This window comes from Demequina sp. NBRC 110057 (assembly GCF_002090175.1).
GTDB lineage: Bacteria > Actinomycetota > Actinomycetes > Actinomycetales > Demequinaceae > Demequina.
Genome location: NZ_BBRN01000004.1, coordinates 479,166 through 491,316, shown reverse-complemented (window position 1 = coordinate 491,316; position 12,151 = coordinate 479,166). Strand labels below are relative to the sequence as shown.

At 69.8% G+C, this 12,151-nt stretch carries 10 protein-coding genes; 2 read left to right on the top strand and 8 right to left on the bottom strand.

Annotated elements, in window-relative coordinates; translation table 11 throughout:
* Positions 1-64: 64 nt before the first annotated feature.
* From B7K26_RS07235 to B7K26_RS07205, 7 genes are all read right to left on the bottom strand, one after another.
* On the bottom strand, positions 65-1,726 hold the full coding sequence (locus B7K26_RS07235) for a GspE/PulE family protein (protein ID WP_084078235.1): 1,662 nt from the start codon (positions 1,724-1,726) through the stop codon (positions 65-67).
* A gap of 101 nt (positions 1,727-1,827) precedes the next feature.
* Positions 1,828-2,685 carry a shikimate dehydrogenase gene (locus tag B7K26_RS07230; RefSeq protein ID WP_084078234.1) on the bottom strand — a complete coding sequence of 286 codons (858 nt, stop codon included), beginning with the start codon at positions 2,683-2,685 and terminating at the stop codon, positions 1,828-1,830.
* A gap of 2 nt (positions 2,686-2,687) precedes the next feature.
* Entirely contained in the window at positions 2,688-3,830 is a 1,143-nt protein-coding gene (mltG, locus tag B7K26_RS07225) for an endolytic transglycosylase MltG (protein WP_084078233.1), read from the bottom strand.
* Complete coding sequence (ruvX, locus tag B7K26_RS07220; RefSeq protein ID WP_084078232.1) at positions 3,823-4,308, bottom strand: Holliday junction resolvase RuvX; 486 nt, start codon at positions 4,306-4,308, stop codon at positions 3,823-3,825. The genes mltG and ruvX overlap by 8 nt, the downstream gene beginning before the upstream one ends.
* Positions 4,301-6,961 carry an alanine--tRNA ligase gene (gene alaS / locus B7K26_RS07215; RefSeq protein WP_084078231.1) on the bottom strand — a complete coding sequence of 887 codons (2,661 nt, stop codon included), beginning with the start codon at positions 6,959-6,961 and terminating at the stop codon, positions 4,301-4,303. The genes ruvX and alaS overlap by 8 nt, the downstream gene beginning before the upstream one ends.
* Positions 6,962-7,135: 174 nt before the next feature.
* Complete coding sequence (gene rpsD / locus B7K26_RS07210) at positions 7,136-7,762, bottom strand: 30S ribosomal protein S4 (RefSeq protein WP_084078230.1); 627 nt, start codon at positions 7,760-7,762, stop codon at positions 7,136-7,138.
* 120 nt (positions 7,763-7,882) lie between these two features.
* A complete protein-coding gene (locus B7K26_RS07205; RefSeq protein ID WP_084078229.1) occupies positions 7,883-9,238 on the bottom strand; it encodes a replication-associated recombination protein A in 1,356 nt (451 codons plus the stop codon).
* 78 nt (positions 9,239-9,316) lie between these two features.
* Between B7K26_RS07205 and B7K26_RS07200 the strand changes: the two genes are divergently transcribed.
* The gene (locus tag B7K26_RS07200) at positions 9,317-9,916 is read left to right on the top strand and encodes a transcriptional regulator (RefSeq protein ID WP_084078228.1); all 600 of its coding nucleotides are present in this window, start codon (positions 9,317-9,319) and stop codon (positions 9,914-9,916) included.
* On the top strand, positions 9,913-11,253 hold the full coding sequence (locus B7K26_RS07195) for an MFS transporter (RefSeq protein WP_159449641.1): 1,341 nt from the start codon (positions 9,913-9,915) through the stop codon (positions 11,251-11,253). The genes B7K26_RS07200 and B7K26_RS07195 overlap by 4 nt, the downstream gene beginning before the upstream one ends.
* Here B7K26_RS07195 and B7K26_RS07190 read toward each other — a convergent pair.
* Positions 11,237-12,139 (bottom strand): LysR family transcriptional regulator, encoded by a 903-nt coding sequence (locus B7K26_RS07190; RefSeq protein ID WP_084078226.1) that lies wholly within the window; start codon positions 12,137-12,139, stop codon positions 11,237-11,239. The genes B7K26_RS07195 and B7K26_RS07190 overlap by 17 nt on opposite strands.
* Positions 12,140-12,151 lie beyond the last annotated feature (12 nt).

Genomic DNA, 12,151 nt, shown 5'->3' with positions numbered 1-12,151 from the left:
GTTCTGGTCTATGACCTGCCAGCTATATCGGCAGTGGAATTTGTCACTTGAGCGCCTTTTCGTCTCACTTGACGACGCGCAGCAGTTCCTCCGTCGAGGTGAGCCCCTGCTGCGCCTTGACCCAGCCGTCGGACAGGAGCACCTCCATGCCCGCGTCCTTGGCCGCACGCGCGATCTCCGCCGAAGACGCACGGGCCACCGCGAGCCGCTCAATCTCCTCGGATACCGGCATGATCTCGTGCAACGCCAGGCGCCCTCGGTAGCCCGTGTGCGAGCAACGCGCACACCCCGTGGGCCGCCACAGCGTCGGCAGGTGCTCGGCATCGGTCCATCCGAACCGCTCCACCTCGGGAAGAGACGGCGTGTACTCCTCCTTGCAGTTGGAGCACAGGCGACGCGCGAGTCGCTGGGCCACGACGCAGTCCACCGCGGAACCGACGAGGAAGGGCTCGATGTCCATCTCGATGAGTCGCGTGATGGCGGACGGGGCATCGTTGGTGTGCAGCGTCGACAGCACCAGGTGGCCGGTGAGCGCCGCCTCGATGGCGATCTGTGCGGTCTCGCCGTCACGGATCTCACCGAGCAGCACCACATCGGGGTCCGCGCGCAGGATGGACCGCAGCGCGGCGGCGAACGTGAGGCCCGCCTTGGGGTTCACCTGCACCTGGTTGATGCCTGGAATCCGGTACTCGACCGGATCCTCGACGGTGATGACGTTGATCTCGGGACGAGCGACCTGGTTCAGCGTCGCGTACAGCGTGGTCGACTTACCCGAACCCGTTGGCCCCGTCACCAGGATCATGCCGTAGGGCTTCTGGTACGACTGCTTGTACATCTCGAGGTTGTCCTCGCGGATGCCAAGGTCCATCAGGTCCATCGACGCCGTCGAGTTGTCGAGAATACGCATGACGATCTTCTCGCCCCACACCGTGGGAAGGGTCGCGACGCGGAGGTCGACCTTCTTGCCGTTGTGATTGACGGAGAGACGGCCGTCCTGGGGCTTGCGGCGCTCGGCGATGTCGATGTCCGCCATGATCTTGATGCGGGAGATGACGCCGTTCTGGATCGCCTTCGGCGCCCGCTGCATCTCGTGAAGGACGCCATCGATGCGGTACCGGACGAGCACGTCCTTCTCGGCGGGCTCGATGTGGATATCGGACGCACGGTCCTGGATCGCCTGCGTGATGAGCAGGTTGACGAAGCGCACGATGGGCGCGTCGTCCTCGATGACCGAACCCATGTTGTTGAGGTCGACGGCCTCGTCCTCGTCGGTGATCGCGCCCTGAAGCTCGTTCAGCTCAGCGTCCGACCTGCAGTAGCGGTCGATCGCCGTGAGCACGTCGTCGTGGGCGGCCACAACCGGGAGCACCTGCATCCTGGTGATGGTCCGGATGTCATCGACGGCCACCACGTTGCCGGGATTCGACATCGCGATCTTCAGGATGTCGCCATCGATCTGAATCGGCAGCGCCGCGTGGCGCCTGCACACGGTGTCGGGCACCATCGCGACGGCAGCGCGGTCCACCGGGAAGTCCGTGAGCTCCACGAAATCCATGCCGACCTGCGACGCGAGGGCCCGCACCAGCTGGCCCTCGGAAATCAGCCCGAGCTCGACAAGCGTGCGACCGAGCGACTGCCCGCGCTCCCGCTGCTCGTCGATCGCGTCAAGCAACTGCTCCTCGGTGAGGACGCCGTCCTCCATCAGGATTGTTCCCAGCTGCTTCACGCGTTTTCCTCGCCCCGTACGGTTGCCAATGTCTACCCCTCGTCAACGTATATCGGCTCCACCTTGAGCCCGGAAGCAAGTGTGACGATTCCGACATCCGGTCAGGTTGCGGGCAGCACCCGTTCCATGGCCTCGAGCGGAGCCTCACGCCCGGTCATGAGCCGCACCTGCTCCCCCGCCTGGTGCAGCAACATGCGTGTGCCAGGGACGAAGGTGCCGCCGGCGTCGCGCCACGCGGCTCCCAGCGGCGTCACGAGCGGCGAGTACACGGCATCGAGCAGTGCCGCCCCGGGGCGTACCCGGGACATGGCCGATGCCACACTCGCCCCGGCTTCGGCCGGAACCGTCGACACGACGGCCTCCGCATCGGCCAGGTAGTGGGGAGCGTCCTCGAAGGACACGAAGCGCGGCTCGACGCCCATCTTTGTCGCCGCACGCATGAGGCCGCCGGCTCGGGCGCGGTTGCGCACCACGACGACGGGACGGGTGACGCCGATGCGCCCGAGCGCCGCGAGGGCCGACGTGGCCGTCGCTCCCCCGCCGATCACGACTCCCTCCGTTGCGGCAGCAACCCCGCCCTCGGCAAGCGCAGCGACCACTCCGTGGACGTCGGTGTTGGCGCCCACCAGCTGCAGGCGAGGGCCCACGCGTTGCACCAGCACGGTGTTGATGGCGCCCACCAGCTTGGCCATCGGCTCGATGAACTCGACCAACGGCATCGCCGCCACCTTGAGCGGCATCGTCAGCGACAGCCCGCCCCACGTGCCGTCGAGCGCCGACACGAACGACGTCAGCGACTCCTCGGTGACGTCGTACGCGTCATACGTCCAGTCGAGCCCCAGCGCGCCATAGGCGGCGCCGTGCAGCGCCGGCGACAGCGAGTGCGTGATGGGGTGACCCAGCACGCCCGCACGCCGTGAGGCGCCGGCCCCGGTGGGGCCGGCAGCCGCATCGGCCACGCCTACTCCTCGTCGTCGGAGGACTGGTTCTCCGCCACCCACTTGTTGAGGATCTCGACGTTCTTCAGGTGCTCGTCGAGGGTAGTGGCGTAGGCCGTCTCACCGGTCTCGAGGTTCACCGTCACGAAGTACGTGTAGTCGTGCTCCGCCGGGTTGACGGCCGCCTCGATGGAGGCCTCGCCGGGAGCGGCGATGGGCGTGGGAGGCAGGCCCGTGTACATGTACGTGTTGTACGGCGAGTCGATGGCGCGGTCCTCCTCGGAGGTCCACACTCCCTCGGACGGCGCGATGTACTTCACCGTCGAGTCGAACTGCAGCTTCATGTCGATGTCGAGGCGGTTGTAGATGACGCCCGCGATCATGGGGCGGTCCTCGTCCTTCTTCGCCTCCTTCTCGACAAGCGACGCGACGGTCAGGATCCGCTCGCGGTCCTCGACGGGCACGTCGTACTTGTCGAGCTTCTTGATGGTCTCGGCGACCATCGTGGAGAGCATCTCGGCCGGCTCGACGTCGGGGTTGAATGTGTACGTCGACGGGAACAGCCACCCCTCGAGGTTGCCCTCGGCCTCGGCCGGCAGGCCCAGCGCGTCGGTGTCCTCGGCGATCGCGGCCACCTCCTCGGCGGTGTGGCCGGTGAGGTTCGCGATCGACTGGAAGTAGACGTCGACGCCCTTACCCTCGGGGATCGTGATCTTCAGCTCGTCGCGGTTGGAGGGGTCGAGCAGCGCGTCCATCGCGAACTCTGCCTTCATCTCCTTCTGCATGAAGTAGTAGCCCGCGGTGATCGACAGCGCCTCGTCGGGGCGCGAGTTGAACTCCTGGGTGAACGACTGCGGGGAGGCGACAACACCTGCCTCGTACAGCGTCTGCGCCATGTCCGCGCCGGTGTCGCCCTGCTCGATGACCACCTGGACGACGCCCTGGCCCGCGCCGTCGTAGTCGGACACGGCGTCGGATTCGCCGTCCCCGCCGAGCGCGCTCACGAAGTTGCTCGCCACCGAGACGGCGACGGCGACCAGCACCAGCGCCACGGCGACGATGATGGCGGTCCACTTACGGCGTGCCGCACGGCGCTTCTGCCGCTGCAGGCGGCGAAGGTCCAGCGACGTGGTCGTGGTTGCCTCGGCCTCAAAAAGATCAGTCATTTCCACCCTCACGCGGGATCATCTCAGTCACCTTACTCAGATTCCCCCGTCGTTCAATGTCCAACGCGCTCTCCAGGATCACCACCGCGGCTGCCTGGTCGATCACCTGACGCTGCTGCTTCGCGTTGCGTCCCGCCTGCCTCATGGAGGCCGATGCGGTGGTGGTCGAGAAACGCTCGTCGACCAAACGGACGACCGCCTCGCATCGTTCCGACAGCGCACCGGCAATGAGCCGGGCGTCCTCCGCGGACGTGCCCTGCGCTCCGGAGAGCTTCCGCGGCAGGCCCACAAAGACCTGCGTGGCGCCGCGCTCGGCGACGATCTCCGCGAGCTGGGCGACCGCATCGGCCACCGCCGTGTCGCCCTTGCCGCGCTGCACGGTGGTGACGGGGAAGGCCATCAGCCCGTCGGGATCGGACGCCGCGACGCCGATTCGGACAGTGCCCACATCGACGCCGAGCCGTACGCCCCTATCCACGGGCCTCGATCGCGTCGCGGACCGCCACGAGGGCGTCGGCCACCTTGGCTGGGTCCTGGCCACCGCCCTGGGCGAGGTCGGGCTTGCCGCCGCCACCGCCGCCGAGGGTCTGGGCCGCGACCTTGACGAGGTCGCCGGCGCGCACGCCGACGTCCCGCGCGGGTCCGTTGGTCGCGATGACCACCTGGGGGCGGCCATTGACGACGGCCGATGCGGCCACGACCACGGGCTTCGCGTCACCCAGGCGGGTGCGGACGTCCGTGACGAGGGTGCGCAGGTCGTCGCCGTCGGCGGCCGTGGTCGACTCGTGTGCCACCAGCTGGACGCCATTGACGTCGGCGGCGGTGTCCACGAGCTGGCCGGCGACCTGCTGCATCGCCTGCTGGCGGTACTGCGCGAGCTGCTTCTCGGCGTCACTGAGGCGCGCGAGCAGGCCGCCGATGCGGTCGCTGAGCTCCTCGGGGCGCGCCTTGAGCGTGCCGGTGAGCTCGGCGACGATGGAACGCTCTGCCGCGAGTTGGTTGAACGCGTCGGCGCCCACGAACGCCTCGATGCGGCGCGCGCCGGAGCCGACCGAGCCCTCGCTCGTCACCGTCAGCAGGCCGATCTGGCTCGAGTTGGCGACGTGAGTTCCCGCGCACAGTTCGCGCGAGAAGGGTCCGCCGATCTCCACCACGCGGACGCGGTCGCCGTACTTCTCGCCGAACAGCGCCATCGCGCCGAGGCCCTTGGCCTCGTCGAGACTCATCACGTTGGTCGCGACGGGAAGCTCCTCCCGAATCGCGCGGTTGGCGATGCCCTCGATCTCCTCGCGGGCCATGGCCGTGACGGGGTTGCGCCACGAGAAGTCGAGGCGCATGTAGCCGGGCTTGTTGTAGGAGCCGGCCTGGTTGGCGTCGGAGCCGAGCGTCTCGTGCAGCGCCGCGTGGATGAGGTGGGTCGCCGAGTGCGCCTTGGACGCCTGGTGACGGTTGACGCGGTCCACCTCGGCCGAGACCTGATCACCGGCGGCGACCTCGCCCTCGGTGACGGTGACAGTGTGGACGATGACGTCGGCCACGGGCTTCTGGACGTCGACCACGTGCAGCGTCGCGTTGGCGCCGCGGATCTCGCCGGTGTCGGCGTCCTGGCCGCCGGACTCCGCGTAGAACGGGGTCTCGGACAGGATGATCTCGACGGTCTCCCCCGCGGTCGCCACGGGAACGGACACGCCGTCCTTGATGACGGCGGCGACGGTGGTGGTCAGCGCGAGCTCGTCGTAGCCGCGGAAAACGGTGGGCTGGAGCGCCTGGTAGACGCCCACGTCAGCGTGGCCGCCCTTCTTCGCCTTCGCGTCCGCGCGGGCGCGTTCCTTCTGCTCGGTCATGAGCGAGCGGAAGCCGGCCTCGTCGACCGTGACGCCCTGCTCGGCGGCCATCTCGAGCGTGAGGTCGATCGGGAAGCCGAGGGTGTCGTGAAGCTTGAACGCGTCCGCGCCCGACAGGCTGGTGCGGCCCGCCTTCTTGGCGTGGGCGACGGCGGTGTCGAGCACCGTGGTGCCCTGGACGAGGGTGCGACGGAAGGCATCCTCCTCGGTGGCGGCGACGTTGACGATCTTGTCGATGCTCGCGTCGAGCTCCGCGTAGGAGGGGCGCATGGCCTCGTAGGAGGTGCGGACGAGGGTCTCGATCGCGGGGTCCTCGACGCCCATGAGGCGCAGCGAGCGCACCGTGCGGCGGATGAGGCGGCGCAGCACGTAGCCGCGGCCCTCGTTGCCGGGAGTCACGCCGTCCTTGATGAGCATGAGCGAGGAACGCACGTGGTCCGCGATGACGCGCATGCGGACGTCGTCCTCGGCGTTGGCCTTGTACTCGCGGCCGGACAGCTCCTGGGTGCGCGCGATGACGGGGAACACCTCGTCGATCTCGTACATGTTCGCGACGCCCTGCTTGAGGTACGCGATGCGCTCAAGGCCGGCACCGGTGTCGATCGCCTTCTGGTCCAGCTCACGGATGAGCGGGTAGTCCTTGCCGGAGCCCTCGCCGCGCAGGTACTGGTCGAAGACCAGGTTCCAGATCTCGAGGTAGCGGTCGCCGCCGGGGTCCACCGTGCCGCCCACGGCATCGGGCCCAAACTCGGGACCGCGGTCATAGTGCCACTCGGCGCACGGGCCGGCCGGCCCGGGCTGGCCGGTGTCCCAGAAGATCTCCTCGCGCGTCAGGCGCACGATGTGCTCGGGGTCCACACCGACGTTGGTGAGGGCGCTGAACGCCTCCTGGTCCTCGTTCCAGATGGTCACCCAGAAGCGCTCGGGGTCGAACCCGTACTTACCCTCGGACTCCGGTCCCGTGAGGAGGTCCCACGCGAAGTCGATCGCGCCCTCCTTGAAGTAGTCGCCGAAGGAGAAGTTGCCCAGCATCTGGAAGAACGTGCCGTGGCGGGTGGTCTTGCCGACCTCCTCGATGTCCTTGGTGCGGATGCACTTTTGGACGGAGGCGATGCGCGGGTGCGGCGACGTCTCGGTGCCGATGATGTACGGGATGAAGGGCACCATGCCTGCGACAGTGAACAGCAGGCTCGGGTCGGGCGACACCAACGAGGCGCTGGGCTCGATGTGGTGGTCCTTCGACTCGAAGTAGTCGATCCAGCGCTGCCTGATGTCAGCGGTACGCATCTGCGTCCTCCGTCGCGAGGTGGGGCGTGCACGCGGTGAGGCGCGCCCGCCCGGGTGAGGTCAGCATCGGCCGTCCGGCCGATGCCCGGGGTTCAACCCCTAAGTATGACAAAGCCGCTGGGCCCGGAAGGACCGGGACCCAGCGGCTTCGAGGGTCTTGCAGGTACTGCGCGCTTAGCGGGCGTAGTACTCGACGACCAGCTGCACCTCGCAGGTCACGGGGACCTCGGCGCGCTCGGGACGGCGCACCAGCTTGGCGGTCAGCTTCTCGAGCGTCACGTCCAGGTAGTCCGGCAGCTCGGGGAGCACGTCACGGTGCGCGCCAGCGGCGGCGGCCATGTAGGGCTCCATCGTGACGGCCTTGGGCTTGACCTGGATGGTCTGGCCGGGCTTCACGCGGAACGACGGACGGTCGACGATCTGGCCGTCGACGAGGATGTGACGGTGCAGGACCGCCTGGCGGGCCTGCAGGATGGTGCGAGCGAAGCCCGCACGCAGCACGAGAGCATCGAGACGCATCTCGAGGAGCTCCACGAAAGCGTCACCGGTACGACGGGAGTCCTTGCGGGCCTCCTCGAAGACGCGGGTCATCTGCTTCTCACGCAGGCCGTACTGGGCGCGAAGACGCTGCTTCTCGCGCAGACGGACGGCGTAGTCGCTTTCCTTGCGGCGGGCGGTACGACCGTGCTCGCCGGGCGGGTAAGGACGCTTCTCGAAGTGCTTCACGGCCTTCGGCGTCAGGGCGAGGCCGAGGGCACGCGAAAGCCGCACCTGGCGGCGTGCCTTCTGAACTGAAGTCATTCTTGTTGTTCCTTGCTTGATTGCCTCTGTGCTTGGGGCGCGGTCGCTCCAGCACAGATCATGAGAGATGTCGCGGCGACAGCAGCCAACCGTCCGCGAGGGCTCAACAATGGTAGCAGGTCAGTCTCCCGAGCGGCCGAGCATCTCACGTAGGCGTGTCATGCGATCCGTGACCGTGCGCTCGAACCCGAATTCCGTAGGCCGGTAGTAGCGGCTTCCGCGCAGCGACTCGGGAAGGTACTCCTGGCTCGCCACCCCGCCGGGGGCGTCGTGGCTGTAGACGTAGTCCTTGCCGTGGCCGATGCGCTCGGCACCCGAGTAGTGCGCGTCACGCAGGTGCTCGGGCACCACGCCGGCCTTGCCCGCGCGGACGTCGGCGATGGCGGCGTCGATGGCCCGGTAGGACCGGTTCGACTTGGGCGCCGTCGCGAGGTACGTGGTCGCCTCGGCCAGCGGGATGCGTCCCTCCGGCATGCCGATGAATGTCACGGCGTCCGCCGCCGCCTGGGCGATGACGAGCCCCTGGGGGTCGGCCATGCCGATGTCCTCGCTCGCGAGGATCACCAGCCGCCGAGCGATGAAGCGCGGGTCCTCCCCCGCGACCACCATGCGCGCCAAATAGTGCAGGGCCGCATCGACGTCCGAGCCGCGCACCGACTTGATGAACGCGCTGATGACGTCGTAGTGCTGGTCGCCCGACTTGTCATAGGCGACGAGCGCGGCGTCCATCGTGCGCTCGGTGATCTCGGCGGTGATTTCGGGAAGCCCACCGGGCTCGGCCGGCCCCTTGCCGAGGGCGGCATCGGCCACCGCCTCGAGGAGCGTGAGTGCCTTGCGGGCATCGGCGCCGGCGACGCGCAGGATGTGCTCGCGGGCCTCCGCCGCGAGCGTGACGCGGGCGCCCAGGCCGCGCTCGTCCGCGATCGCGCGGTCGAGCAGGGCGCCGAGGTCTGCGCTGGCGAGCGGCTGGAGCGTCAGCAGGAGCGACCTGGACAGCAGCGGACCCACGACCGAGAAGCTGGGGTTCTCTGTCGTCGCGCCGATCAGGGTGACCCATCGGTTCTCGACGGCGGGGAGCAGCGCGTCCTGCTGGGTGCGCGTGAAGCGGTGGATCTCGTCGACGAAGAGGACGGTTTCGCGCTCGCCCGTCGCGATGCGCCGCTTCGAGTCGTCGATAACCGCGCGCACGTCCTTGATTCCCGCCGTGACGGCGGACAACTCGACGAACCGGCGGTTGCCAGCCACGAGGTAGGCGAGAGTGGTCTTGCCGGTGCCCGGCGGACCCCACAGGATGACCGAGGTGGCCGGCGCCGACTCCCCCACCAGGCGGCGCAGTGGGCTGCCCTCGCTCAGAAGGTGGGACTGGCCCACCACCTCGTCGAGCTCACGCGGGCGCATCCGCACCGCCAGCGGGGCGGTGGGACCCGGCTCGGGCACCCCGGTGCCGGTGCGCTCCGTCGACTCGAACAGATCCATGCCGCCCACCCTAGTTGGCGTCGGGGACATCGCGACTCCCTATTGCAAGAGTTCTTTCGAAAGAGTAGCTTCGACGGCATGAGCACCGACTCCGCCGCCGCATCGGGCATTCCCTGGCCCGTGCGGGAGATCACGGACCCGCGCGAACTGCGCGCGCTCGCCCACCCCGTGCGCTTCGCGCTCCTCGACCTCCTCGCGGCTGGCCCCCTGACCGCGACTCAGTGCGCACAGCGTCTGGGCCAGACGCCGGCGAACTGCTCCTATCACCTGAGGCAGCTCGAGAAGTACGGCCACGTCTCCCCCGCCGAGGGCGGCGTGGGGCGCGAGCGCCCGTGGAAGGCTCGCGCGGAGGGCATCAGCTGGGACTCGTCGGGCGCCGCTGGCACGGCCCACACCCGTGCAGGGGCGGCCCTGTCCGACGTCATCGAGGACTACCGGTTCGCGGCATGGCGCGACTACCGCGCACGACGCGACGCCGAATCGCCAGCGTGGCGAGAGGCCGACATGTCCACCGACGTGGTCGCCTGGATGACTCCGGAGGAGCTCGCGACGCTCAAGGGCCAGATGATGGCGCTCTTCGCGCCCTTCGTGGAGCGCGACGCGGACCCCACGGCCCGACCGGACGGCGCCCGCGCGGTGCGCTACTTCGGCTACGCCTATCCCGGCGACGAGCGATGACCGGCGACGTGCGCACGCTGCGGCGGCGCTTCGTCATCCTCACCGCGCTGCGGTGGTTCCCCACCGGCGTCGTGGCGCCCAGCCTCGTTCTCCTCATGAGCGCGCGCGGGCTGTCGCTAACCGCCATCGGCCTCCTCACCGCGCTCTACAGCGCCACCACGGTCCTCAGTGAGCTTCCCACCGGCGGGCTGGCCGATGTCCTCGGGCGCCGCCCCGTGATCGTCGCCGCCTCGGTGGTCAGCGCGGCATCGGCGCTGCTGCTTGCCGTGGCGACCACGCTGCCGTGGCTCGTCGTGGCGGTGGTCGTCATGGGCCTGGCACGCGCGCTCGACTCGGGGCCGCTCGAGGCCTGGTACGTCGACGCCGTCCACGCCGTCGACCCCCACGCCGACCTCACCCCCGGCCTGTCACGTGCCGCCGTCGCCGAGTCCGTGGCGCTGTCGGTGGGGGCGCTCGCCTCGGGCGCGATCGTGAGTCTGGCTCCCCTTCCCGCATCCGGCGCCGTCCTGATCGCGCTGTCACTGCCGTTCCTGGTGAAGGCGGCCCTGACGGTCGTGCAGGTCATCGTCACCCTCCAATGGGTGACCGATGCCGCGGACCACCGCGCCGTGCGCGACGGCGCTGCCCCCGAGACTCCCGCCCACCGCCTGCGCCGCGTGGCCGCCCACACGAGGGCGACGTCGCGCGACGTTCCCCGTGCCGTCTCGCGCGGCGTGCGCCTCGCGGCGGGACGCTCGACGCTGCGACGCCTCCTGCTCCTCACGGGTGCCTTCGGCGCCGCCCTCGCGGGCATCGAACTCCTGGCGCCTCGCCACGCCGCCGACCTCCTTGGCGGTGCGGCCGATGCCGCCGGCCCCTATGCGGTGCTGGTCACCGCGGGGTTCTTGGGTTCCGCGGCGGGCTCGGGGCTCGCGCCACTCGCGGCCCGCATCGCACGCCGCTCGTCGCGCGCTGCGGCGATCGCCGTGGTGCTCGCGGCGGCCTGCCTCGCGGCCGTCGCAGCGCCGGTCGCCGGCACGGCCGCGGCGGCGTTCGTCGGCTTCTACGTCCTGTTGGGGATCGCGTCGCCCCTCATGCAGACGCTGCTGCACGCCGAGGTCGCCGCCGCCGAGCGCGCCACGATGCTGTCGCTCAGCTCCATGGCCCTCCAGGCGACGGCGATCGTCGTCACGGCGGGGCTGGGCGCCGTCGCGACCGGAGGCTCGCTCGCGCTCGGCTTCGCCCTGATCGCCGCCGTCCTCGCGCTCGGCGCGCTCACCTTGGTGAGGTGGCCGCGGGAGGGTGAGCGGCCTACGGGCGCGGCCACCGCATCGGCCGTCCCTACCGCGTCGCCGTGAGCGCCTGTCCCACCTCCGCCAGGAGGTCGACGACCGCGCGCACCACCCGGCGCTCCGCGCGGTCCGGCCGGGACAGCGCCACAATGGCGCGCGTGGCCATGACCCCCTCGAGGGGTACGAGCACGTAGTCGTCACTCGGGGGTGTGGAGTAGCGCGGCAGCAGGCCGATGCCGTGGCCGGCCTCCACCAGCGACTCCACGAGCCGGTTGTCCCTGACGCGCGCGATGCGCTGGAGACCGACGCCCGTCGCCGCCTCGATCCGGTCGTGGATGGTCCCGAACGGGTAGCCCTCCGGCACGGTAATCCACGGCTCGGAGCCCACGTCCTCCGGCGTGACGCGGGACTTGACCGCGAGCCGGTGCCCGGCGGGCACGGCGACGTCGATGGGTTCGCGCAGGACCACGCGGGAGGCGAGCCACGCGGCTCCCGCGGGGACGTCGGCGCTGAGGCTGTGGGCGATCACGATGTCGGCGTCGGCGGTGCGGGCGGCGTAATCGGCCTCGGCGAGGTCGAAGTCGTCGAGGGTGACGTCGATGCGAGTGCCCCGCAGCCGCGAGAAGAGGCCGGGCATGAGTGCCGCGCCGGCGCTCGGGAGGGTGCCGATGCGCACGGTCCCCGACGGTTCTCCCCTGCCGTCGTCGAGGCGCGTCTGCACTCGGGCGAGCGCGGCGAGGACGTCGTCGGCGCCATCGGCCAGGATCTCGCCAGCCCACGTGAGGCGTACCCCACGCGAGTGGGGCTCGACGAGCGCGACGCCAAGCTCGCGCTGGGCGGTCCGGAGCTGCTGCGACAGGGCCGACGGCGTGCGATAGGTCGCCTCGGCGACGGCGGCAAGGGTGCCGCGGTCCCTGAGGTCACGCAGCAGTTCGAGATGCCGGACTTCCATGAAGGCTCCCTA